This is a genomic window from Saccharothrix lopnurensis, from assembly GCF_042658445.1.
GTDB lineage: Bacteria > Actinomycetota > Actinomycetes > Mycobacteriales > Pseudonocardiaceae > Actinosynnema > Actinosynnema lopnurensis.
Window position 1 is genome coordinate 179,598 of record NZ_JBHSQO010000004.1, and the last position, 22,646, is coordinate 202,243.

The 22,646-nt window shown below is 74.0% G+C and carries 21 protein-coding genes; 13 read left to right on the forward strand and 8 right to left on the reverse strand.

Annotated features, from left to right (window positions below; all coding sequences use genetic code 11):
- Positions 1–45: 45 nt before the first annotated feature.
- Positions 46–891 carry a tetratricopeptide repeat protein gene (locus ACFP3R_RS06050; protein WP_380633629.1) on the forward strand — a complete coding sequence of 282 codons (846 nt, stop codon included), beginning with the start codon at positions 46–48 and terminating at the stop codon, positions 889–891.
- 53 nt (positions 892–944) lie between these two features.
- Here ACFP3R_RS06050 and acnA read toward each other — a convergent pair whose 3' ends face one another.
- Positions 945–3,755 (reverse strand): aconitate hydratase, encoded by a 2,811-nt coding sequence (gene acnA, locus ACFP3R_RS06055; RefSeq protein WP_380633630.1) that lies wholly within the window; start codon positions 3,753–3,755, stop codon positions 945–947.
- 157 nt (positions 3,756–3,912) lie between these two features.
- On the opposite strand from acnA, the gene ACFP3R_RS06060 reads away from it, so the two are divergent.
- Both ACFP3R_RS06060 and ACFP3R_RS06065 read left to right on the forward strand, forming a co-directional pair.
- Positions 3,913–4,656, forward strand: a complete 744-nt coding sequence (locus ACFP3R_RS06060) for an ABC transporter ATP-binding protein (RefSeq protein WP_380633632.1) — start codon at positions 3,913–3,915, stop codon at positions 4,654–4,656.
- Positions 4,653–5,300, forward strand: a complete 648-nt coding sequence (locus tag ACFP3R_RS06065; protein ID WP_380633634.1) for a hypothetical protein — start codon at positions 4,653–4,655, stop codon at positions 5,298–5,300. The genes ACFP3R_RS06060 and ACFP3R_RS06065 overlap by 4 nt, the downstream gene beginning before the upstream one ends.
- Positions 5,301–5,331: 31 nt before the next feature.
- Here the strand turns inward: ACFP3R_RS06065 and ACFP3R_RS06070 are convergent, their stop codons facing one another.
- Positions 5,332–6,804: a flagellar basal body protein FliL gene (locus tag ACFP3R_RS06070; protein WP_380633636.1), complete on the reverse strand. Its 1,473-nt coding sequence runs from the start codon at positions 6,802–6,804 to the stop codon at positions 5,332–5,334.
- The gene (locus ACFP3R_RS06075) at positions 6,801–7,163 is read right to left on the reverse strand and encodes a hypothetical protein (protein ID WP_380633637.1); all 363 of its coding nucleotides are present in this window, start codon (positions 7,161–7,163) and stop codon (positions 6,801–6,803) included. The genes ACFP3R_RS06070 and ACFP3R_RS06075 overlap by 4 nt, the downstream gene beginning before the upstream one ends.
- 129 nt (positions 7,164–7,292) lie before the next feature.
- On the opposite strand from ACFP3R_RS06075, the gene ACFP3R_RS06080 reads away from it, so the two are divergent.
- From ACFP3R_RS06080 to ACFP3R_RS06095, 4 genes are all read left to right on the forward strand, one after another.
- Entirely contained in the window at positions 7,293–8,027 is a 735-nt protein-coding gene (locus ACFP3R_RS06080) for an SIR2 family NAD-dependent protein deacylase (RefSeq protein WP_380633639.1), read from the forward strand.
- Positions 8,028–8,088: 61 nt separating this feature from the next.
- Complete coding sequence (locus ACFP3R_RS06085; protein WP_380633641.1) at positions 8,089–8,658, forward strand: carbonic anhydrase family protein; 570 nt, start codon at positions 8,089–8,091, stop codon at positions 8,656–8,658.
- 22 nt (positions 8,659–8,680) lie between these two features.
- Positions 8,681–10,210 (forward strand): AMP-binding protein, encoded by a 1,530-nt coding sequence (locus tag ACFP3R_RS06090; RefSeq protein ID WP_380633642.1) that lies wholly within the window; start codon positions 8,681–8,683, stop codon positions 10,208–10,210.
- A 148-nt stretch (positions 10,211–10,358) separates the two neighbouring features.
- Positions 10,359–11,678: an NlpC/P60 family protein gene (locus ACFP3R_RS06095; protein ID WP_380633644.1), complete on the forward strand. Its 1,320-nt coding sequence runs from the start codon at positions 10,359–10,361 to the stop codon at positions 11,676–11,678.
- Between the two features lie 49 nt (positions 11,679–11,727).
- On the opposite strand, the gene ACFP3R_RS06100 is transcribed toward ACFP3R_RS06095, so the two are convergent.
- The gene (locus tag ACFP3R_RS06100; protein WP_380633646.1) at positions 11,728–12,504 is read right to left on the reverse strand and encodes an ion transporter; all 777 of its coding nucleotides are present in this window, start codon (positions 12,502–12,504) and stop codon (positions 11,728–11,730) included.
- A 390-nt stretch (positions 12,505–12,894) separates the two neighbouring features.
- Here ACFP3R_RS06100 and ACFP3R_RS06105 point away from each other — a divergent pair, with 390 nt between their 5' ends.
- The 5 genes from ACFP3R_RS06105 to ACFP3R_RS06125 all read left to right on the forward strand — a co-directional run bounded on the left by ACFP3R_RS06105 (position 12,895) and on the right by ACFP3R_RS06125 (position 17,314).
- A complete protein-coding gene (locus tag ACFP3R_RS06105) occupies positions 12,895–13,644 on the forward strand; it encodes an MHYT domain-containing protein (RefSeq protein WP_380633648.1) in 750 nt (249 codons plus the stop codon).
- 24 nt (positions 13,645–13,668) lie between these two features.
- Positions 13,669–14,214, forward strand: a complete 546-nt coding sequence (mobA, locus tag ACFP3R_RS06110; protein WP_380633650.1) for a molybdenum cofactor guanylyltransferase — start codon at positions 13,669–13,671, stop codon at positions 14,212–14,214.
- A gap of 87 nt (positions 14,215–14,301) precedes the next feature.
- Positions 14,302–15,363, forward strand: a complete 1,062-nt coding sequence (locus ACFP3R_RS06115) for an AAA family ATPase (protein ID WP_380633651.1) — start codon at positions 14,302–14,304, stop codon at positions 15,361–15,363.
- A gap of 17 nt (positions 15,364–15,380) precedes the next feature.
- Positions 15,381–16,349: a DUF58 domain-containing protein gene (locus ACFP3R_RS06120; protein ID WP_380633826.1), complete on the forward strand. Its 969-nt coding sequence runs from the start codon at positions 15,381–15,383 to the stop codon at positions 16,347–16,349.
- A complete protein-coding gene (locus ACFP3R_RS06125) occupies positions 16,349–17,314 on the forward strand; it encodes a VWA domain-containing protein (protein WP_380633653.1) in 966 nt (321 codons plus the stop codon). The genes ACFP3R_RS06120 and ACFP3R_RS06125 overlap by 1 nt, the downstream gene beginning before the upstream one ends.
- A gap of 55 nt (positions 17,315–17,369) precedes the next feature.
- On the opposite strand, the gene ACFP3R_RS06130 is transcribed toward ACFP3R_RS06125, so the two are convergent.
- Genes ACFP3R_RS06130 through ACFP3R_RS06140 form a run of 3 tightly spaced genes read right to left on the reverse strand, consistent with a single transcriptional unit; the run spans position 17,370 to position 20,374 of the window.
- Entirely contained in the window at positions 17,370–18,281 is a 912-nt protein-coding gene (locus ACFP3R_RS06130; protein ID WP_380633655.1) for a TAXI family TRAP transporter solute-binding subunit, read from the reverse strand.
- On the reverse strand, positions 18,278–19,705 hold the full coding sequence (locus ACFP3R_RS06135) for a sensor histidine kinase (RefSeq protein ID WP_380633657.1): 1,428 nt from the start codon (positions 19,703–19,705) through the stop codon (positions 18,278–18,280). The genes ACFP3R_RS06130 and ACFP3R_RS06135 overlap by 4 nt, the downstream gene beginning before the upstream one ends.
- Positions 19,706–20,374: a response regulator transcription factor gene (locus tag ACFP3R_RS06140; protein ID WP_380633828.1), complete on the reverse strand. Its 669-nt coding sequence runs from the start codon at positions 20,372–20,374 to the stop codon at positions 19,706–19,708.
- Between the two features lie 56 nt (positions 20,375–20,430).
- Here ACFP3R_RS06140 and ACFP3R_RS06145 point away from each other — a divergent pair, with 56 nt between their 5' ends.
- On the forward strand, positions 20,431–21,159 hold the full coding sequence (locus ACFP3R_RS06145) for an ANTAR domain-containing protein (RefSeq protein WP_380633659.1): 729 nt from the start codon (positions 20,431–20,433) through the stop codon (positions 21,157–21,159).
- A gap of 119 nt (positions 21,160–21,278) precedes the next feature.
- Here ACFP3R_RS06145 and ACFP3R_RS06150 read toward each other — a convergent pair whose 3' ends face one another.
- Positions 21,279–22,208 (reverse strand): DUF6801 domain-containing protein, encoded by a 930-nt coding sequence (locus ACFP3R_RS06150; RefSeq protein WP_380633661.1) that lies wholly within the window; start codon positions 22,206–22,208, stop codon positions 21,279–21,281.
- Positions 22,209–22,646 lie beyond the last annotated feature (438 nt).

The following is a 22,646-nucleotide window of genomic DNA, read 5'->3' on the forward strand; positions in this document are numbered from 1 at the left end:
ACGGGTAACAGCCCGTCGGACGTGCCGGCGTGGCGCGGGACTGGTGTGGTGATCTCGGCGGTCGACGGCACCGGCGGGGTCGGCAAGACGGCTTTGGCCGTCCACTGGGCGCGCCGCGTGGAGCGCCATTTCCCGGACGGCACGCTGTTCGTGAACCTTCGTGGCTACGGTCCGGGTGATGCTCTTGCGCCCAGCGAGGTGCTGGAGTCGTTCCTCGGCGCACTGGGCGTGGCGCCTGATGCCATCCCGGCCGGCTTGGAGGCCCAGGCGGCCCTGTACCGGTCGGTGCTGACCGGGCGGAGGGTGCTCGTCGTGCTCGACAATTCGACGGTTCCTGCCAACGGCTCCTGCCGGAGCAGGCACGGCTGTTCCGGCTGCTGGGTGTCCACCCGGGGCCCGGCCCCGATATCGGTCCACGCCGCAGCCGCACTCGCCGACGTCGGTCTACCTGTCGTGCGCCGGTTGCTGGAAGCGCTCATCGACGCGCACCTGCTGGAGCGCACCGGCAGGGACCGCTACCACCTGCACGACCTCTTGCGCGTCTACGCCGCTGGTCAGGTGGACGGGAACGACGCGGGTGCGCACAAGCGGGCCGGTGACCACGGAGCCGTGGTAGCGGCTCCCGTGCACCTGGCGATGGCGCTGTCGGGTCAGGGCAGGCACGACGAAGCGGTCCGCACCTGCGAACGGGTTCTCGGCGAACTCGACGAGCGACATGGAGGACCGCCGGACACCGCGGAGTTCTTCGAGGTCTTCGGGACTTCGCTGCGAGCGGTTGGCGAGGTCGACCGGGCCTGCGAGTTCCGGCAGCGGGCGTTGGCGCTGTACGAGGTCTTCGACCTCGGGCGGGCTGCCGAGGTGCGTGATCAGTTGGACGCCTTGAGGCCGTGACCGACGAGGGGCCGTCCACCACCCGGTGGACGGCCCCTCGTCGGTCGGGCGGGTCAGCCGCGGACCATCTTGCGCAGCACGTACTGCATGATGCCGCCGTTGCGGTAGTAGTCCGCCTCGCCGGGGGTGTCGATGCGGACGACCGCGTCGAACTCGACCTCCGCGCCGTCCTCCCCGGTGGCCTTGACGTGGACCGTGCGCGGCGTCTCACCGTCGTTGAGCGCGGTGATGCCGGTGAAGTCGAACGTCTCGGTGCCGTCCAGGCCCAGGGACGCGGCGTCCTCGCCCGCGGGGAACTGGAGCGGCAGCACGCCCATGCCGATCAGGTTGGAGCGGTGGATGCGCTCGAAGGACTCGGCGATCACCACGCGCACGCCCAGCAGGGAGGTGCCCTTGGCGGCCCAGTCGCGGGAGGAGCCGGAGCCGTACTCCTTGCCCGCCAGCACGACCAGCGGGACGCCGGCCTCGGCGTAGGCCACCGACGCGTCGTAGATCGTGGTCTGCTCGCCGCCGGCCAGGAAGTCGCGGGTGTACCCGCCCTGGACGTCGTCCAGCAGCTGGTTGCGCAGCCGGATGTTGGCGAACGTGCCCCGGATCATCACCTCGTGGTTGCCGCGCCGCGACCCGTACGAGTTGAAGTCCTTGCGCTCCACGCCGTGCTCGGTCAGGTACCTGCCCGCGGGCGAGTCGACCTTGATCGCGCCGGCCGGGGAGATGTGGTCGGTGGTCACCGAGTCGCCCAGCAGCGCCAGCACGCGCGCGCCGCCGATGTCGGTCACCGGGGCCGGCTCCATCTCCATGCCCTCGAAGTACGGGGGCTTGCGGACGTAGGTGGACTCCGCGTCCCAGTCGAACGTGTTGCCGGTCGGCGTGGGCAGCGACCGCCACCGCTGGTCGCCCGCGAACACGTCCGCGTAGCCCTTGGTGAAGCCCTCCGGCGAGATCGACGACGCGACGACCTCGGAGACCTCCTGCGCCGACGGCCAGATGTCGGCCAGGTACACCGGACGGCCCTCGGCATCGGTGCCCAGCGGCTCGGTGGTGATGTCCTTGTCCATCGTGCCGGCCAGCGCGTAGGCCACCACCAGCGGCGGGGACGCCAGGTAGTTCATCTTGATGTCGGGGTTGATCCGGCCCTCGAAGTTCCGGTTGCCCGACAGCACGGACACCGCCGCGAGGTCGCCCTCGTCGATGCCCGCCGAGATCTCCTCCTGCAACGGGCCGGAGTTGCCGATGCAGGTGGTGCAGCCGTAGCCGACCAGGTGGAAGCCCAGCTTCTCCAGGTACGGCAGCAGGCCGGCGCGCTCGTAGTAGTCCATGACGACCTTGGAGCCCGGCGCCAGGGTGGTCTTCACCCAGGGCTTGCGCTCCAGGCCCTTCTCCACGGCCTTCTTCGCCAGCAGCGCCGCGCCGATCATCACCGACGGGTTCGAGGTGTTGGTGCACGAGGTGATCGCGGCGATCGCGACCGCGCCGTGGTCCAGCTCGAACTCCGCGCCGTCCAGGGACACCCGCACCGGGTTGGACGGCCGGCCCTCGCTGCCCTCGGCGGCCGAGTGGGACACGCGCGGCTCGCCGCCCGCGTCGCCGTCGGCGGGCGAGATCGGGTCGCTGGCCGGGAACGTCTCCTCGACCGCCTCGTCCACGCTGGAGCGGGACTCGTCCTCGGTGTCGGACACGTACGCGCCGAGGGCCTGGCGGAACGCCTCCTTGGCGCCGGCCAGCTCGATGCGGTCCTGCGGGCGCTTCGGGCCGGCGATCGACGGCACGACCGTCGACAGGTCCAGCTCCAGGCGCTCGGAGTAGACCGGCTCGGCGTCCGGGTCGTGCCAGAGGCCCTGCTCCTTGGCGTACGCCTCGACCAGCGCCAACTGCTCGGCCGAGCGGCCGGTCAGCTCCAGGTAGTCGATGGTCTCGCCGTCGATCGGGAAGATCGCGCAGGTCGAGCCGAACTCGGGGCTCATGTTGCCGATGGTGGCGCGGTTGGCCAGCGGCACCGCGCCCACGCCCGAGCCGTAGAACTCGACGAACTTGCCGACCACGCCGTGCCGGCGCAGCATCTCGGTGATGGTCAGCACCAGGTCGGTGGCCGTGGTGCCGGCGGGCAGCTCGCCGTGCAGCTTGAAGCCCACCACGCGCGGGATCAGCATCGACACGGGCTGGCCCAGCATCGCGGCCTCGGCCTCGATGCCGCCGACGCCCCAGCCCAGCACGCCGATGCCGTTGACCATCGTGGTGTGGGAGTCGGTGCCGACCAGGGTGTCCGGGTACGCCTGGCCGTTGCGCACCATGACCACGCGGGCCAGGTGCTCGATGTTGACCTGGTGGACGATGCCGGTGCCCGGCGGGACGACCTTGAACTCGTCGAACGCGGTCTGGCCCCACCGGAGGAACTGGTAGCGCTCCTTGTTGCGCTCGTACTCCAGGTCCACGTTCAGCTCGAACGCGTCCGGCCGGCCGAACACGTCGGCGATCACCGAGTGGTCGATGACCAGCTCGGCGGGCGCCAGCGGGTTGACCTTGGCCGGGTCGCCGCCGAGCTGGGTGACGGCCTCGCGCATGGTGGCCAGGTCGACCACGCAGGGCACGCCGGTGAAGTCCTGCATCACCACGCGGGCGGGTGAGAACTGGATCTCGGTGTTCGGCTCCGCGGCCGGATCCCAGCCGCCCAGCGCGCGTACGTGGTCGGCGGTGATGTTCGCGCCGTCCTCGGTCCGCAGCAGGTTCTCCAACAGGATCTTCAAGCTGTACGGCAGGCGCTCCGCGCCCTCGACCGCGCTCAGCCGGAACACCTCGTACGAGGCGTCGCCGACGGTGAGCGTGCCGCGGGCGCCGAAGCTGTCCTTGCTCGCTGGTGCAGTCACGTGAAACTCCATCTGGTGACGCGCAAAGTCGGTTCGGGAACTTCTGCTGAGTCTCCCGCACCGGTCGGTGCGGTGCCTCCCTGCCCTAAACAGTACGCGTGTCTTGTATAAACCTTCAACCGGGTCCCACCTCGGTCCGGGCATCATCACACCCGTGGTGCGTCTTGATCGAATCGGCAAGCGCTACGGCCGGGGCCCGTGGGTGCTGCGGGACCTCTCGCTCGACGTCGGGCCGGGCGAGGTGGTCGCGCTGCGGGGCGGCAACGGCTCCGGCAAGTCCACCCTGCTGCGCATCGCGGCGGGCGTCACCGCGCCCACGACCGGCCGGGTCGCGCGCGGCGCGTCGGTCGGCTACGCGCCCGAGCGCTTCCCGACCGGGGTCCGGCTCTCCGCCCGCGAGTACCTGCGCCGACTGGCCGCCGTGCGGGGCGTGCCGCCGAGGTGGGACCTGGTCGAGGCGCTGGGCTTCGCGGGCGACCCGGACGCGCCCCTGGCCACCCTGTCCAAGGGCAACGCGCAGAAGGTCGCGCTGGTCCAGGCCCTGCACGCGACCGACCTGCTGGTGCTGGACGAGCCGTGGTCCGGGCTGGACGCGGCGGCCGGGGCCGTGCTGGGCGGGCTGGTGGGCGCCTCGCCGGCGGCCGTCGTGCTGACCGACCACCACGGGCACGACGTGCCCGGGGTGCGGGAGGTGTTCCTCGGCGAGGCCCGCGCCGGGGTGGTGGTGATCGAGCTGGACCGGGTGGGGGAGGCGTTCGCGCTGATCAGCGGCTTGGCGGGGGTGTCGTCGGCACGTCCGGTCGGTGCCGGGGCACGGGTGGAGGTGCGGTCCGGGCACAGCGACGGGGTGCTGGCCGAGGCGCTGCGGCTGGGCTGCTCGGTGCGGAGCGTGCGGTCGTGAGGGCGCTGGTGGGTTACCTGGTGGTGGACGTGCTGCGCACCCAGCGCTGGCTGCCGCCGCTGCTGCTGTTCGCGGCCGTGCTGGGGATGCTGTACGCCTCCGACGCGGGACCGCCGCTCGCCGCCTACGCGGGGACGTGCGTGCTGGTCCACCCCGTCTCGGCATGGCTGGCGGTCGTCGTCGCGGGGACCGAGGGCCCGGTGCGGCGCGCGGTCACCGCGGTGACGGCGGGCGGTTGGGCGCGGGTCCAGGTCGCGGTGACCGCGGTGTCCGCCGCGGGCGCGCTGGGGTTGGCGCTGGTCGCGGCTGTGGTGCCGGTGCTGACCCAGCCCCGCCCGTACCCGCCCGCGGTCGTGGCCCAGGGGTTCGGCGGGCTGGCGGTGTGCGCGCTGGTCGGCGTCGGGGTGGGCGTGCTGTGCGGCCGCCCGGTGGTCGACCGGGTCGGCTGGTCGGTGCTCGCGGCGGGCGGCCTGGTGGTCCTGCCGCTGCTGTTCGGCCGCACCCCGCCGATCGGCAACCTGCTGTGGTCGCTGTCCCACGGCGACGGCGTGCCGGGCGCGCTCGCGCTGTCGGGCGGGCTCGCCCTGCTGCTCGTGGCGGGCGCCACCGCGCTGGCGACGGCACTCGGCCCCCGCCGCGGCTGACAGCGCCGGGACGGGGGCCGGGGAGCGCGTCCTACTTGACGGCCTTGATCAGCTCGTCGAGGTCCTTCGGCTCCAGACCGCGCATCAGCGTCAGGAACAGCTCGCTGTAGGTCCGGAACGGGCTGACGTACCACTTGCCGTCCACCTCGGTGGCGACCACGCCGACGCCGTCCTTGAGCACCTGCGCGCCGACCCGGGCGATCACGTCGATGGCGGCCGACGGGACGTTGCGCCCGCCCTGCTGCCGCACCAGCTGCGCGATCTCGTCGGCGCACAGCCGCTGCTTCTCGCCCTGCGCCTCGGCGGTGTAGCAGTCGCCGTCGCGGGTGATCTCGCCGGTCTCGCCGTCGACCTCCAGCACCAGCCTGCGGATGGTCAGCTGGGTGCCGCCGGTGACCTCCTTGGCGTCGGTCTCCAGCTCGACGAGCTCCGCCCCGGTCGCGGGCACCCGGCCCATCTGGTCCAGGATCACCGGGCCGACGTCCTGGAGCACGCCCATCTCGTCCGGCGGCAGCAGCGCGATGACGCCCTTGACGTCACCGGACATCGCCTTCTCCACGAGCTGCTTCGCCGCGTCCTCGGGCGAACCCGCGCCGGCGGGGGCGATGCCCTGCTTCGGCCACTCCAGGCCCTCTTCCTCCAGCGCGGCGTTCGCGATGGTGTAGAAGAGGCTCGGGTACCACTCGTCGCCGACCTTGATGGTGGCGATGCCGATCGGCTCGCCCTTGCGGTCGGCCTTGACCTCGGCGAAGTCGAGCGTCTCGGTCTGCGGCTCGGCCCGCTCCAGCTCCGCGCCCAGCGCGTCGACCAGCTTGTCGGTCAGCGGGATCTGCTTGACGTCCGAGGTGATGGTGATCCGGCCCTCGGTCACCTTGTTGATCGTCAGGTGGTCGTTGACCCGGAGGGCGGCGGCCTCGTCGAACTTGATGCCCTCGCTGGTGATCTGCACCCCGCTGAGCTTGTTGGGGTCCGCGTCCGGCTTGAGGATCTCCAGCCGCTTGGCCTCGCTGACGGTGGCCTCGGTGTAGTCCTTGCTCAGCGCCGCCTCGGCGGGCGCCAGGCCGTTCATGATGCCCAGGACGTCACCGCTGCCCAGCGCGCTGAGCAGGTTGTTCGCCGCGGTCGACGGGGTGTCCGCGCCCGCGGCCACGTCGTCGGAGCTGCGCAGCGCCCACACCGTGCCGACCGTGCCGGCGGCCAGCACCAGGACGGCCACCACGGCGGTGACCACCAGGCCGGTCCGCTTCTTCTTCGGCGGCTCGGCGCCGACGTAGCCGTGCGGCGGCTGGCCGTACGGGTGCTGCGGGAACCCCTGCTGGGGGAAGCCCTGCTGCGGGTATCCCTGGGGACCGGTCTGCGGGTAGCCGCCCTGCTGGGGCTGACCCTGCTGGTGCTGTCCCTGCTGCGGGTAGCCCTGCTGCGGGTACCCGCCCTGCTGGGGCTGCCCGTAGGGGTTGTTCTGCTGCGGTTGCCACTCGCCACCGCCGCCGCCTGGGTAGGTCACGGTGCTCCTCCTGTACTGCCGAACGCTGTGCGGGTTTTCGCGGTGAGCACGGTGATCGCCCCCGCGATCGCCAGCACGGCACCACCGAGGGTGACCACCGGTCCGGTCGCGGTGATCCCGACCAGTGCCGCCTCGCTGCCCCCTTGGACGGCGGCGAGTGCCGCCACCGTTCCCGCGATCGTGCCGAAGATGAGGCCCCCGCACGAGGCGATTCGCGGAAATCGCACGGCCCAGAGGAGGACCGAGCACGCCGCCAGCGGGGTCAACCCGACCCAGGTGCCGCGCACCAGCTCCCCCGGCACGCCGTCCAACCCGGCGAAACCACGGAGCGCGAGCACCTCGTAACTGGTCCTCGTCACGGAACCCGACCTCAGCCACGGCAGGAACGTGCCCACCACCGCTGTGACCAAGCCGACAACCGAGAGCACCCCACCTGTCCACGTCCTGCGCACCGGCACATGCTCGCAAACGTGTGGGACGGTGTGGGCATGAGTGCTCGGGACGTGATGGCCACCGCCCGCCGGATCACCGCGCTCACCGGCGCCGGCGTGTCCGCCGCGTCGGGAGTGGACAGGTTCACCCTCCCCTCCCCGGACCACCTCGCCTCCGCGGTGGTGCGCCGGGAGCTGTGGCGGTCCTGGCTGGACGATCCGATGTGGACCGCCGAGCCCAACGCCGCGCACCGGGCGCTGGCCCGGCTGGAGCGCGCCGGGCGGGTGCGGGCGCTGCTGACGCAGAACGTGGACGGGCTGCACCGGCGGGCCGGGTCGACGGCGGTCGAGCTGCACGGCTCGGTCGCGCGGGTGGTCTGCGTCGACTGCGGCGCGGGCGCGTCGGTGGAGTGGGCGCTGGCGGAGGTGCGCGGCGGCGCGGACGAACCGCGGTGCCCGCTGTGCGGCGGGGTGGTGCGGCCCGCGGCGGTGGCGTTCGGCGAGCCGCTGGCCGAGGAGGTGCTGAGGGCGGCGCGCGCGGCCGTGCTGGACTGCGACGTGCTGCTGGTGGCCGGGACGTCGTTGGCGGTGGAGCCCGCCGCCTCGCTGGTGGGGCTCGCGGTGCGCGCGGGGGCGGCCCTGGTGGTCTGCAACCTCGGGCCGACCCCGTACGACGGGGTGGCCGCCGCGGTGGTGCGCGAGCCGGTCGAGCGGTCGCTGCCCGAGCTGGTCGCGGTGCCCGTGGTGGCCTCCGGCCCGGTCCGGACCTGGGGCGACCCCAGCACCTGGTGATCACCCGTCGGAGGAGGTCGATCACCCGCCCGTGGCGGGCTCCCGGTGCCATCCTGGTCCCATGGGGGACCAGCAGTCGCCGATCAACATCGGCCGCACCGTCACCACGCCCGACCTGGTCGACCAGTTGGAGATCGGCTGGCGCCCGGACCGCTTCTCGGTGCGCGACGGGCCCGACGGCGTGCGCCTCGTGCCCCTGGGCACCCACACCGCCCACCTGTCCGACCAGGCGTACCGGCTGGCCAACCTCCACTTCCACCGGCCCAGCGAGCACTGGGTGCGGGGCCGCCCGATGCAGGCCGAGATGCACGCGGTGCACCTGCGGGTCGACGACCGGCTCCACGCGTGCGTGATCGCGGTGTTCCTCGACCTGGAGGGTGGGCCGGGGGAGGACGGGACCGGCGAGCCGCCGACCGAGGTCGACCTGCCGGCGCTGCTCCCGGACGGCGGCTTCCACCGCTACGAGGGCTCGCTGACCACGGGGGAGTTCACCGAGAACGTCAGCTGGGTGGTGATGCGGGAGCCGGTGGTCGTGGCGGACGGGGGGCTGCGCGCCTTCGTCCGCGCCCACGCCGACCACGCCCGGCCGGTCCAGCCGCTGAACCGCAGGTTCGTGCTGACGACGGGCTGAAAGCCCAATAGGGTCAGCTCGTATGCGCGTACCCCTCACCGTCGCCGACTTCCTGTACCGGGCGGAGCGGGTCTTCGCCGACGGCGTCGCCACCGTCGACGAGCCGAACCAGCCCGCGCCGCCCGTGCCGACCACCACCTACGGGCGGTTCGCCGACCGCGTCCGCGCCTGGCAGGCCGGGTTCGACGCGCTCGGCCTCGGGGAGGGCGCGCGGGTGGCCGTGGTCAGCCACAACTCCGCCCGGCTGCTCGAACTGCTGCACGCCGTGCCCGGCACCGGGCGCATCTGCGTGCCGGTCAACTTCCGGCTGCGGCCCGAGGAGATCGCCTACATCGTCGAGCACAGCGGCGCGTCCGCGCTGCTGGTCGACCCGGAGCTGGAGCTCGACGGCGTCACCGCGCCCCACCGGTTCACCCTGGGCGAGGAGACCGAGGCGCTGATGCGGTTCGACGCCGAGCCCCGGCCGTGGGGCGAGCCCGACGAGGACGCCACCGCCACGATCAACTACACCTCCGGCACCACGGCCCGCCCCAAGGGCGTCCGGATGACCCACCGCAACATCTGGCTCAACGCGGTCACCTTCGCCCTGCACGCCCGCGCCTGGGAGCGCGACGTCTACCTGCACGTGCTGCCGATGTTCCACTGCAACGGCTGGGGGATGCCCTTCGGCCTCGCGGGCCTGGGCGTGCCGCAGGTGGTGCTGCGCAAGGTCGACGGCGCGGAGATCCTCACCCGCGTCCGCGACCACGGCGTCACCCTCGTGTGCGGCGCGCCCGCCGTGTGGAACGCGGTGCTCGACGCGGCCCGGGAGTGGGACGGCGAGATCCCCGGCCGCGACCGGGTGCGGATCGTCTGCGCGGGCGCGCCGCCGCCCAGCCGCACCACCGCCCGCGTCGGCGAGGAGCTGGGCTGGGAGTTCCTCCAGCTCTACGGCCTGACCGAGACCTCGCCGCTGTTGACCTTCAACCGCACCCGACCGGGTGATGACGGACTTGCGCCGGAGGAGCGGGCGCGGAAACTGTCGCGCGCCGGCGCGCCGGCCGTGGGCGTGCGCCTGCGGATCTCGGACACCGGCGAGGTGCTGGCCCGCTCGAACGTGGTCATGGACGGCTACTGGGACAACCCCGGGGCGACCGCCGAGGCCCTGGAGGACGGCTGGTTCCACACCGGCGACGGCGGCGCGCTGGACGACGAGGGCCACCTCACGATCTCCGACCGCAAGAAGGACGTGATCATCACCGGCGGCGAGAACGTGTCGTCGATCGAGGTGGAGGACGCCCTGTTCGCCCACCCCGCGGTGGCCGAGGCGGCGGTCATCGGCGTGCCCCACGAGAAGTGGGGCGAGACCGTCAAGGCGCTGGTCGTGCGGGCCGACGGCGCGGAGGTGACCGAGGCGGAGCTGATCGCCCACTGCAAGGCGCGGCTGGCCGGGTTCAAGGCGCCGACCTCGGTGGAGTTCCGCGACGCCATCCCGCGCACCGCCACCGGCAAGGTGCAGAAGTTCAAGCTCCGCGAGCCGTACTGGTCGGCGCTGGACCGGGAGGTCAACTGAGCGGGTCAAACCCGCTGTTACCCGTGTGGCTGATGTTCGCCCTGGTTCGACTGGAAAGCCTGTGGCGCCAGTGGCACAGTGCACCCCGTGAGACCGGTGGGCCGTTCGGCGCAACGCCGATGGTCCGAACGGCGGGGAGGCGGGTGTCGTGGTTCGGTGGGCGCTCTCGGTGGTGGTCGCGCTGTCCGCGGTGGTCGGCCTGGCGGGTCCGGGGGCCGCCGCGCCGCCGCCACCGCCCAACCCCGGCGACGCGGAGATCGGCGCGGGCCGGCAGGAGGTCGACGCCAAGGCCGCCCGGGTCGGTGAGCTGACCGGCGCGCTGGCCGAGGCCGAGGCCCGCCTCCAGCACCTGACCGACGACGTCGCGTTCACCATGGAGCTGGCCAACAAGGCGAGGGTCGACCTGGAGGCGGCCCGGCGCGAGGCCGACGGCGCGCGGCGCGAGGCGGAGGCCGCCCAGGTCGAGGCCGCCGCCGCGGCGCGGGCCGTCGAGGACGCGCGGGACCGGTTGGACGAGTTCGCCGCCGCCAGCTTCCGGCAGGGCAGCACCGTCGGGTCGCTGTCGGCCTACCTGGGCGCGTCCAGCCCGCAGGACCTGCTGGCCCGCGCGCAGCTGCTGGGCGCCGTCGGCGACTCCAGCCTGGACGCCATGGACGACGTCGAGCGCGCCAGGGCGGAGGGGGCGAACAAGGACGCCGCCGCCCGCGCCGCGCTCGCCCTGGCCGACGAGAAGCGGGCCGCGGCCGACCGGGCGGCGCCCGACGCCGACTCGGCGCGGATCACCGCCCAGCGCGCCCAGCAGGACCAGGCGTCGGAGGCGCGGGCGATCCAGGAGGACAAGGCCCGCGTCGAGGGCGAGCTGGACCGGGCGCGCGGCACCGTCGAGGGCATGGAGGCGCAGCGCGCCCAGTACGACCGGTGGCTGGCGGACAAGCGGCGCGAGGAGGAGGCCGCCGCCGCCCTGGCCGCGCAGCAGGCGGTGCAGCAGGCCGCCGCGAGGCCGGCCGTGCCCGTCCGACCCGTCGCCGGGCCTGTCGCCGGACCCGTGGGCAACCGGGTGGAGATCGTCGTCGAGCGGGCCCTGCGGCAGCTGGGCGTGCGCTACTCGTGGGGCGGCGGCAACTACGACGGCCCCACGGTCGGCATCCGCGACTGGGGTGTGGGCGACTCGTACGGCGACTACTACACCGTCGGCTTCGACTGCTCGGGGCTGATGATGTACGCGTTCGCGGGCGTCGGCGTCCACCTGCCCCACTACAGCGGCTACCAGCACAACGCGGGCCGCAAGGTGCCGCTGTCCCAGGCCCGGCGCGGTGACCTGCTGTTCTGGGGGCCGGGGGGCGGCACGCACGTCGCCCTCTACCTGGGTGGCGGGATGATGGTCGAGGCGCCGTACTCGGGCTCGCACGTCCGCGTCGCCCCGGTCCGCTACGGCGGCGTCCTGCCCTACGTCACCCGCCTGCTGTAGGCCCGGGGTCGGGTCGGGATCGGGTCCGGTGCGGTCCGGTGCGGTGCGGTCAGCGGCGGTCGCCCGCCGGGGCCAACCCCAGGGCCCGGACCTCCTCCCGCAGCGCCCGGACCTCCTCCAGCAGCACCTGGTCCGGCGCGGGGCGCGGCGCCCCCGACTCCATCGCGCTGCACACCACCGCGATGAACAGGTTGAGCATGGTGAACGTCCCGACCAGCAGGTAGGCCAGGAAGAAGAGCCACGCCAGCGGGTGGGTGACCATCAGGTCCCGCATCACGTCCGACCACCCGTCGCCGGTGGTGATCTGGAACAGGGTCAGCACGGTCGCGCCCAGGTCCGCGAACCTCGGGTCGCCGCTCGCCCGGAACAGGTTCACCGCCACCACGCTGCCCACGTACAGCACCAGCACGAGCAGGCCGGTCAGGGACAGCAGGCCCGGGATCGACCTGACCAGGGCGGTGACCACGCGGCGCATGCTGGGCACCACCGCGACCAGCCGCAGGGCGCGCAGCACCCGCAGGGACCGCACCACCGTCAGCGGCCCGGCGGCCGGGAACAGCGAGACGCCGACCACCAGCAGGTCGAACACGTTCCACGGGTCGCGGAAGAAGCGCGCCCGGTGCGCGTACAGCCGGGCGGCCAGCTCCGCCGCGAAGAACGCCAGGGCGGCGCGGTCCAGCGCGGTCAGCAGGTCGCCGTGCGCGGTGGTCAGGGCGGTCGACGTCTCGCAGCCGAGGACGACGGCGTTGATCACGATCACGGCGACGACCACCCGTTGGAAACGCGTGCCGTCCACGACGGAGCGAACGCGGTCGCGCAGAACCATTCGGAAAACCCCTCGTGCACCTCGGCCGGTCGGTGGGCACCGTGCGTATCGGCGCACCGGGTGGCGGGCTTGAGCCGGTTCACCCGGACGAGCGTCGGTTCACCCGGAGGAGGGGAGGGGTCGGGGTGGCGCGAAAACACACCCGCCCGGTTCGGGGAACTCGTGGGGGAGGTCGGCGGTTCGGAGAGGTCGGCCGCCCGGCTGGTCCGGCCCGTCCAGCCAGGTCGGCCGCCCAGGCAGCTCGTCGCCGTCGGGAGGAGCCACCCGAACAGCCCGATGCGCGTGCGTTTGACTACTCTCAGTAGAGAAACAAGGCGGATATATATCAAATCGATGAATTGAGCTGGGCTGATCTGGTGAGAGGCGCTCACCTTCGGTTACTAACCTCGGGTGAACCACGACACCATGAACCACTTCTCCGCCGGCCTCTCCACCCTCGTCATCGCCTACGTCGTCGCCGTCACCGGCTCGCTGATCGGCCTCGCGTGCATGGCCCGCGCGGGCGGCGAGCGCCACAGACCCGCCAAGGTCCGCTGGACCGCGCTCGGCGCGCTCGCCATCGGGGGCATCGCCATCTGGCTGATGCACTTCATCGCCATGCTCGGCTTCGAGATCCCGGGCACCGCGGTCAAGTACTCCGCGCCGCTGACCGCGCTGTCCGCGGTGGTGGCGGTCGTCGTGGTGGGCGGCGGCCTGTCGCTGGTCACCCTGTTCCGCTTCACCCGGATGCGCCTGCTGCTCGCGGGCGTGCTGGCCGGGCTCGGCGTGGCCGGGATGCACTACCTCGGCATGTCGGCGATCCGGTTCAAGGGCGAGATCGCCTACGAGCCGTCGCTGGTGGTGGCCTCCTGCGTGATCGCGGTCGTCGCGGCGACCGCCGCCTTCTGGTTCACCCTGGTGGTCCGCACGCCCGCGGCGAGCGTCGCGGCCGGGTTGATCATGGGCGTGGCGGTCACCGGGATGCACTACACGGGCATGGCCGCGGTGCGGGTCATCGGTGACGAGAGCCTGCCCGCCGCGGTGGGCACCACCGTGTTCGACCTGGTGTTCCCCGTGTTCGTGATCAGCGGCCTGGTGGTGGCGGTGCTGCTGTGGATGCTGTTCACCACCGGTGACGACGCGGTCGGCGAGCCCGCGTGACCGGGTTCCGCCTAACCTGGGCCCGTGGGGGCGGCCGACGCGGGTGAGGGCAGCTCGGCCGTGGTGCTCGCGGGCGGCCGGGGCAGCAGGCTGGGCGGCGTGGACAAGGCGCTGCTCGTGGTCGACGGGCGCACGCTGCTCGACCGCGTGCTGGAGGCGGTCGGCGGTCCCGGCCGGGCCGTGGTCGTCGGGCCGCGGCGGGACGTGCCCGGGGTCCGCTGGGCCCGGGAGGACCCGCCCGGCGGCGGACCGCTGGCCGGCCTCGCCGCGGGCCTGCGGTGGGTGACGACCGACCTCGTGGTGGTGCTGGCGGTGGACCAGCCGGGCGTCACCCGGGCCACGGTGGACCGGCTGCTGGCCTCGGTCGGCGACACCGGCGCGGTGCTCGTGGACGCCGGCGGCAGGCCCCAGTGGCTGACCGGCGCGTGGCGCGCGGACCGGCTGCGCGCGGCCCTGCCCGCCGACCCGCGCGACGCCTCGGCGAGGTCCGCGCTCGGCCCGCTCGACCCCGTCCGGGTGCCCGCCCTGCCGGGCGAGGCGAGGGACGTCGACACGCCCGCGGACCTCTGAAACCCCGCACGGGCCACCCTTCACAGGGTCCACACCGTCCTCAGGGGAGACTTGGTCACGATCGCGCGATTTTGTCGAGGAGGACCTTTGTCCGAGCCCGCCGCCGAGGCTCCCCACACGCCGGCTCGTGACGCCCAGTTGCTCGAACGCACCGTGTTCGAGGTCAAGCGGGTGATCGTCGGGCAGGACAGGCTGGTCGAGCGGATGCTCGTCGGTCTGCTCGCGAAGGGCCACCTGCTGCTGGAGGGCGTGCCCGGCGTGGCCAAGACGCTGGCTGTGGAGACCTTCGCCACCGTCGTGGGCGGCTCCTTCTCGCGCGTGCAGTTCACCCCCGACCTGGTGCCGGCCGACATCCTCGGCACCCGCATCTACCGCCAGGCCAGCGAGAGCTTCGACGTGGAGCTGGGCCCGGTGGTGGCGAACTTCGTGCTCGCCGACGAGATCAACCGCGCGCCCGCCAAGGTGCAGTCCGCGATGCTGGAGGTCATGGCCGAGCGGCACGTGTCCATCGGCGGCCGGACCTTCCCGATGCCCGACCCGTTCCTGGTGCTGGCCACCCAGAACCCGATCGAGAACGAGGGCGTCTACCCGCTGCCCGAGGCCCAGCGCGACCGGTTCCTGTTCAAGATCCAGGTCGAGTACCCCACGGCCGAGGAGGAGCGGGAGATCGTCTACCGGATGGGCGTCGAGCCCCCGGTGCCCGCGCAGGTGCTCGGCGCCGAGGAGCTGGTCCGCCTCCAGGGCGTGGCCTCCCGCGTCTTCGTGCACCACGCGCTGGTCGACTACGTGGTGCGGCTGGTGATCGCCACCCGCGCGCCCAAGGAGCACCAGCTCACCGACGTGGCCGGGTGGGTCGCCTACGGCGCCTCGCCGCGCGCCAGCCTCGGCATCATCGCCGCCGCCCGCGCCCTGGCGCTGGTGCGCGGCCGCGACTACGTGCTGCCGCAGGACGTCGTGGACGTGGTGCCGGACGTGCTGCGCCACCGGCTCGTGCTGTCCTACGACGCGCTGGCCGACGGCGTGCCGCTGGACCACATCATCACCCGCGTGCTCCAGACCGTGCCGCTGCCGCAGGTGTCCGCGCGGCCGTCGGTGCCCCAGCACACGGGCGCGCAACCCGCGGGCGCGCAGCCCGCGGGCAGGCCGTGACCGGGTCCGACGACGTCGTGGGACCCGCCGCCGCGGTCGACCCCGGGGGCGAGACCCCGGGCGACCGGCCGCACTGGGCGCCGCCCCCGCTGCACGGCGGTCGCGTGGAAGCGGCGCTGCGCACCCTCGAACTGGACGTCCGCCGCCGGCTCGACGGCCTGCTCCAGGGCAACCACCTGGGCCTGGTACCCGGCCCCGGGTCCGAGCCCGGCGAGGCCCGGCCCTACCAGCCTGGCGACGACGTGCGGCGGATGGACTGGGCGGTCACCGCCCGCACGACCGTGGCGCACATCCGCGAGACGGTCGCCGACCGCGAGCTGGAGACGTGGCTGGCGATCGACCTGTCCCCGAGCCTGGACTTCGGCACGGCCGCGTGCGAGAAGCGCGACCTGGCGGTTGCCGCGACCGCCGCCGTGGCCCACCTGACGGGCGGCGGCGGCAACCGCATCGGCGCCCTGGTCTCCACCGGCGAACGGCTCGTCCGCATCCCCGCCCGCGGTGGCCTGGCGCACTCGCGCGGCCTGATCCGGCGGGTCGCGGAGACGCCCCGCGCGCCCGAGGGCACTCGGGGCTCGCTGACCGAGGTGGTCGAGCAGCTGCGCCGCCCGCCGCGCCGCCGCGGCCTGGTCGTGGTGATCTCGGACTTCCTCGGCGGCACGGACTGGCAGCGCCCGCTGCGGGCCCTGTCCGCCCGGCACGACCTGGTCGCGGTCGAGGTGGTCGACCCGCGCGACATCGACCTGCCGGAGGTGGGCACGGTCGTGCTGGCCGACCCGGAGTCGGGCCGGCAGCGGGAGGTGGTGGCCTCGCCGCTGCTGCGCCGCGAGTTCGCCGCCGCGGCCGCCGAGCACCGCGCCGAGGTGGCCGCCGGTTTGCGGCGCGCCGGTGCGGGGCACCTGGTGCTGCGCACCGATTCGGACTGGATCGCCGACACGGTGCGCTTCGTGGTCGCCCGCAAGCGCCGCTGGTCGGGAGGTGTGGCCTGATGAGCCTGTCGGGCTTCACCGCGCCGTGGTGGTTCCTGCTGCTGATCGCGGTGGCCGGGCTGGCCGCCGCCTACGTGGTCGTGCAGCGGGTGCTGCGCCGGCGGACGCTGCGGTTCGCCAACCTGCCGATGCTGGAGAAGGTCGCGCCCAAGAAGCAGGGCTGGTACCGGCACGTGCCCGCGGCGCTGCTGATGGTCGCGTTCGTGCTGCTGACCGTGGCGCTGGCAGGGCCGACCGCGGAGCAGAAGGTGCCGCGCAACCGGGCCACCGTGATGCTGGTGATCGACACGTCGCTGTCGATGAAGGCCACCGACGTCAAGCCCTCCCGCCTGGACGCCGCGCAGGTGGCGGCCAAGTCGTTCGCCGACGGGCTCACCCCGGGCATCAACCTGGGCCTGATCTCCTTCGCCGGGTCGGCCACCGTGATGGTCGCGCCGACCACCGACCGGGAGGCCGTCAAGTCGGGCATCGACGGGCTCAAGCTCGCCCAGTCGACCGCGACCGGTGACGCGATCGTGGCGGCGCTGGCGGCGATCGACTCGTTCGGCAAGATCGTCGGCGGCGCGGACGGCCCGCCGCCCGCGCGGGTCGTGCTGATGACCGACGGCAAGGAGACCGTGGGCACGCGCAAGGCGTTCGACGCGGCGGACGACGCGAAGAAGGCGGGCGTGCCGATCTCCACCATCTCCTTCGGCACCGAGGACGGCGTGGTCGAGATCGAGGGCCGGTCCCAGGAGGTGCCGGTGGACGACGACTCCATGAGGGAGATCGCCGAGCTGTCCGGCGGCGAGTTCTTCAAGGCGGCCAGCGCCGAGGAGCTGCGGCGCGTGTACGACACGCTGGGCGAGCAGATCGGCTACGAGAAGAAGCAGGCCGACGCCTCACGGCCGTGGGTCGCCCTCGGCACCGTGCTGGGGCTCCTCGCGGTCGCCGGGGCGCTGCTGTTCGGGCAGCGCCTCCCCTGAACCGGCCGGGTCGCCCGGTGGCGGATCACCGGGCGACCCGGCCACCCACACCTCCTCAGCCGTGCAGGTCGCGGTACGCGGCGGCGGCGCCGGGGTGCAGCGGCAGCCCGGCCGTCCCGATGAGGCTGCGCACGTCGAGGTACTGGGTGCCCAGCGCCTGCGCCGGCACCAGTTCGGCGGCGCGGGAGACCAGCGTGCGGGTGATCTCCCCGGCCACCGCGTCCGGCAGACCCGCCCGGCACACCAGCAGGTTCGCCACGCCGATCGTGGGCACCTCGCGGTCGGCCCCGTAGACGTCGACCGGCACCGGGACCTGCTCGTAGACCGAGCCGTGCGCCCGGCGCAGGGCGGGCACCAGCTCGGCCAGCGGCAGCAGGCGGATGCCGCCCAGCTCGGCCAGCCGGGGCGTCGGCACGCCGCCCGACCACAGCAGGGCGTCGACCCGGCCCGCCGCCAGCGCGGGCGCCGCGTCCTCCAACCGGTGGTGCTCGACCCGGACGTCGCGCAGGCCCAGCGCGGCCAGCATCCGCTCGCCTGACAGCGCCGCGCCCGAGCCCCGCGCGCCCAGCGACACCGTCCGCCCGGCCAGGTCGGCGGCCCGCCGGGCCGGGTCGTCGGCCCGCACCACGAGCTGGAGGTAGTTCTCGTAGACGCGGCCCAGGGCGCGCAGCTCCAGCGCCGGGTCGGCCGCCCGCGCGGAGTCCGCCAGCGCCAGCGCGACCCGCGCGCCGCCCGTGCCCAGCAGCTCCAGGTTCTGCCTGCTGCCCTCGGTCTCCAGCGGGCGGGCCCGCAGCCCGCCCAGCCGGGCCGCGAGCAGGGTGGCGAAGTCGAGGTAGAAGCCGCCGTGCTCGCCGGCGGCGATGACCAGTTCGTCGGACGGCTCACCGCCCGTGCAGCCGCTGACCGCCGCGCCGGTGGCGAGCAGACCCAGCAGGAACGAGCGGCGGGTGACCGGGTGGGGGCTCACAGCAGCGGCTCCAGGGGGAACTCCACCCGGGCGGTCAGGCCAGCGGGGGCGGTCGGGCCGGTGGGTGCGGTCGGGCCGGTGGGGGAGGGCGGCCCCACCCGGGAGGCCGGTCCGGCGGGCGAGGTCAGCACCAGCCTGCCCTGCCACGCCCGCACGAGCTGGTCGGCGATCGCCAGGCCGAGGCCGGTGCCGGGCCGGTCGGAGCGGCCCCGCCAGAACCGCGAGGTGGCCAGCGCCAGCTCCCGCTCGTCGAGCCCCGGCCCGTCGTCGCGCACCTCGACCCAGCCGGTGCCCGCCGACCGGTCCGCGCCCAGCTCCACCCGGACCCCGCCGCCGTACTTGACCGCGTTGTCCAGCAGCACGTCCAGCACCTGCGCCAGCGCCGACTCGGGGCAGCGCACCAGCACCGCGGGCACGGGCCCGGCGGGCACCGGCACCTGCCAGAACCCGGTGCGGTCCACCACGACCGCGCCCAGGTCGGTCAGGTCGGGCTCGTGCCCGCCCGCCGCCGCCTCGGTCGCGGCGCTCTCCGCCGAGGCGAGCGCGAGCAGGCCGTCCAGCAGGGACTCCAGCCGCTCGATCTCGGCCACCCCCGCCAGGTAGGCGCGCCGCCCGCCGGGCCGCACCTGGTCGCGCAGCGAGTCCACGCGCAGCCGCAGCGCCGCCATCGGGTTGCGCAGCTGGTGCGAGGTGTCCGCGATCAGCCGCCGCTGCTGGTCGGCGGCCTCGGTGACGGCGTCGGACATCCGGTTGAACGACTCGGACAGCTCCCGCACCTCCGGCGGCCCGCTGCTGCCCGGCACGTGGGCCCGCCGCTCGCCCGCGGCCACCGCCCGCACCCCGATCGCCAGCTCCGCCAACGGCTTGAGCAGCCACCGCGCCGCGGCCACCGCCAGCAGCACCGAGACCAGGCCCGCGGCCAGCGCGCCGCCCAGCACCCACAGCCACCCCTCGGCCACGTCCGCCGCGGCCCGGTCCACCGACGCCCACAGCACCACCGCGCCCGCCACCCGGGTGCCCGTGCCGACCGGGCGGGCGAACACCACGTGCCCGGACGACCACGGCGTCACCGTCGGCACCGCCCGGACCGGCTGGTTGCGCAGCGCGGCGTCCAGGTCCGGCGCGAGCGCCGGGTCGTCCGCGTCCAGGCCCGCCCGCGCCACCGGTTCGCGGCGGGCGTCCACCACCACGACCGGCTCGCCGTAGAGCTCGAAGTAGGCGGCGACCTCGTCCTCCAGGGCGGTGCTGTCCCCGGTGCCCTCGGCCTGCTGCGCGAGCGCGGTGAACCGGTCGAGGTCGGCGGTGCGGCTGAGCGCGAACCGCTGCGTGCGCTCGGCGGCCGTGGCCGACAGCAGCGGCACGGCGAAGCCGGCCACCGCGGCGGCGGAGAACAGCAGCAGCACGACCAGCAGCCGGCGGCGCACCTACGCCCCGTCCGCGGCCAGCCGGTAGCCGAAGCCCCGGATGGTGGTGATCAGGCCCGGCCGGCCGAGCTTGGCGCGCAACCCCGCCAGGTGCACGTCCAGCGCCCGCGACACGGCCAGGTAGGCGTCGCCCCACACCTCGTCCATGAGTTGCTGGCGGCTCACCGCGGTGCCCGCGCGGCTCGCCAGCACGGCCAGCACGTCGAACTCCTTGGTGGTCAGCGCGACCTCGGCACCCGCCACGACGACCCACCTGCCCTCCAGGTCGATCTCCACGTCGCCCACGCGCACCGCGCGGTCCGCGGGCCCGGTGAGGGCGGCGCTGCGGCGGGCCACCGCGTCCATCCGGGCCAGCAGCTCGCCCAGGCGGACCGGCTTGACGAGGTAGTCGTCCGCGCCCAGGCGGAGCCCGCGCACGATCGACCGCTCGTCGCCGCGCGCGGTGAGCACCAGCACCGGCACCGCCGACACCCGGCGCACCTTGCGCAGCACCTCCAGCCCGTCGATGTCGGGCAGGCCCAGGTCGAGCAGCAGCAGGTCGTACTCCCGGTGGGTGAGCAGCGCGTCAGTGCCGCGCGTCACCCGACCGGGTCGGTGGTCGTTCTCCTCCAACGCCTGCACCAGCGCGTCGGCCACGCCGTCGTCGTCCTCGACCAACAGCACCCGCACCGTGGCCACCCCCTCAGGTTGAGGCGATTATCGCGTTTGAGGTGTAAACAATTCCTGTGAGCATCGACGAGCACGCCCCGGCCGCCCTCCTGGACGAGGCGAGCGAGGCCCTGGAGGAGCTGGCGGGCGTCCTGGCCGACGACCAGTCCCTGGAGTACGTGCTCCAGCAGCTGGCCGAGTCCGCGGCGCGGGTCATCCCCGAGGCGGAGAACGTCGGTGTCACGGTACTCACCCCGGACGGCCCGATCACGGCCGCCGCCACCGACCACGAGGTGGTCTCGGTCGACGCCGACCAGTACGCGGCGGGCGACGGGCCGTGCCTGGAGGCGACGCGGCTGCGCAAGCCCGTGCGCGTCTCGGTCCACGAGGGCCGCGAGCGGTGGCCCGACTTCGCGATCGCGGCCGAGCGCGCGGGCGTGCGGGCGTACCTGTCGGTGCCGATCGTCCTGGCGGAGGAGGACGTGCTCGGGTCGCTCAACATCTACAGCTCCGACGAGCACGCGTTCGACCCGTTCGACGAGGCGCTGCTGCGCCTGTTCGTCACCGCCGCGTCCACCGCCATCACCGCGTTCCGCCGGTACGAGCGGTCGCGGTCGCTGGTCGAGCACCTCCAGCGGGCGCTGGTGTCGCGCGGGGACATCGACCAGGCCAAGGGCGTGCTCATGGGCGCGTACGGGATCTCCGCCGACGAGGCGTTCGCCCGGCTGGTGACCGAGTCGCAGCAGCACAACACCAAGCTGCGCGAGGTGGCCCGGAACCTGCTGGCGTCCGTGCGAAGACCCTGATCCGCCATTCCCCGACAAGATTTTCGCGCACCCGCGAGTGCGCGCGGCAGTTGTCGTCCGCCTGGCCGGAACGGGGCGGGGGCCGGTCCACGCGGACCGGCCCCCGTCCCGTTCCGGGGTCAGGTTCGGCGTCGGCGCAGGTGGAACACCGTGCCCGCGCCCACGAGCAGGAGCGCGCCGCCCGCGACCAGCAGGCCGCGCACCGAGGCGCCCGTGCTCGCCAGCCCGCTCCCGCCGCCGGGGGCGGCCGGTGGGGCGGTGGTCGTGGTGGTGGTCGCGGTGGTCGTGGTCGAGTCGGTGCCCGACGTCGTCGTCCCCGTGGTCGTGCTCCCCGTCGTGGTGGTGGTCGGGTCCGTCGTGGTCGTCGTGCCGGTCCCGCTGGTGGTCGTCGTGGTGGTCGTCTCGTCGGTGGTGGTGGTCGTGGTGGTGGTCGTGGTGCCGCCACCCGGCCGGACGGTGAACCGGTGCAGGAGGGTGTCCTGGTCCGGCTTGAGCGTGCACGGCAGCGGGAAGGTGCCCAGGCCGGTGTCCTCGCCCGTGGCGGTCTTCGGGGTCAGGGTGGCCTCGAACGCGCCGACGCGGATGGTGGTGTCGCCCTCGTGGGGCAGGGTCACCGACGGGGCCTCGCCGATCGCCACGGTGTCGAACGGGCCCTCCGGCGGCACGTCCGTCCTCGCGATGCCCAGTTCCGGCACGACCTCCAGCGGCGTGCCCGCGTTGTCCACCACCGTGGTCGCCCGCGCCGTGCCCTCCACGGTGGCGGCGCCCACCAGCACCAGGCCCTGCGTGGCCAGCGGCGGCACGGTCGCCGTCGCGGTCACCCGGACCGGCGGCAGCGGCTGCCCGGCCACCGCCTCGTCCGGGCCGGGCAGGTCCTCGGCCACGATCCGCACGCTCATGTCCTGGTCGCCGATCAGCGGGAACGGGCAGCTGTAGACCAGCGTGAGGGTCGCCGTCGCGGCGCTGCCGACGCCCGCGCCCAGCAGGGCCGACCCGCCGACCACCGCCGCGCAGAGGCCGAGCGCCGCCACCCGGAGCCTTGATCCCATGAGCCCTCCCCGAAAACGCGGAACAACACCTACCGGCGGGTAAGGTATCTTTACCGGATAGGCGCGGCAAGTATTCTCACGCTCCCCACAAAAGCTGTTCCGGCAGTTGTCACGAGGGTGACAAATAAATTGTCCGCGCTTGTGCGCGTTCGGTTCCCGGAAGTAGTTTCGGGGAATGGACGGAGGCGGGCGGTGAGGGTCGCGGCGCTCCTGGTCGCGGTCGGGGCGCTGCTGGGCGCGGCGCTGGCGTCCGCCCCCGCGCGGCCGGCGGGCGGGGTCCCGGTGCGCGCCGCCGGCGGGGCGGCGGTCGCGGCCGCGCAGCCCGGCACCACCATCACCATCACCTACCGGGTCGACGCGGTGACCCGGATCGCCAAGCTCGGCTCCGACCTCGCCGTCGGCCCCGGCCGGCTGGTCGTCGACATCGACCTGGTCAAC

Excerpts from the sequence above, each read along its gene's own strand:
- ACFP3R_RS06090 (WP_380633642.1), top strand. The coding sequence starts at position 8,681 with ATGCGCGTACCCCTCACCGTCGCCGACTTCCTGTACCGGGCGGAGCGG.
- ACFP3R_RS06125 (WP_380633653.1), top strand. The coding sequence starts at position 16,349 with ATGAGCCTGTCGGGCTTCACCGCGCCGTGGTGGTTCCTGCTGCTGATC.
- ACFP3R_RS06085 (WP_380633641.1), top strand. The coding sequence starts at position 8,089 with ATGGGGGACCAGCAGTCGCCGATCAACATCGGCCGCACCGTCACCACG.
- ACFP3R_RS06080 (WP_380633639.1), top strand. The coding sequence starts at position 7,293 with ATGAGTGCTCGGGACGTGATGGCCACCGCCCGCCGGATCACCGCGCTC.
- ACFP3R_RS06100 (WP_380633646.1), bottom strand. The coding sequence starts at position 12,504 with ATGGTTCTGCGCGACCGCGTTCGCTCCGTCGTGGACGGCACGCGTTTC.
- ACFP3R_RS06150 (WP_380633661.1), bottom strand. The coding sequence starts at position 22,208 with ATGGGATCAAGGCTCCGGGTGGCGGCGCTCGGCCTCTGCGCGGCGGTG.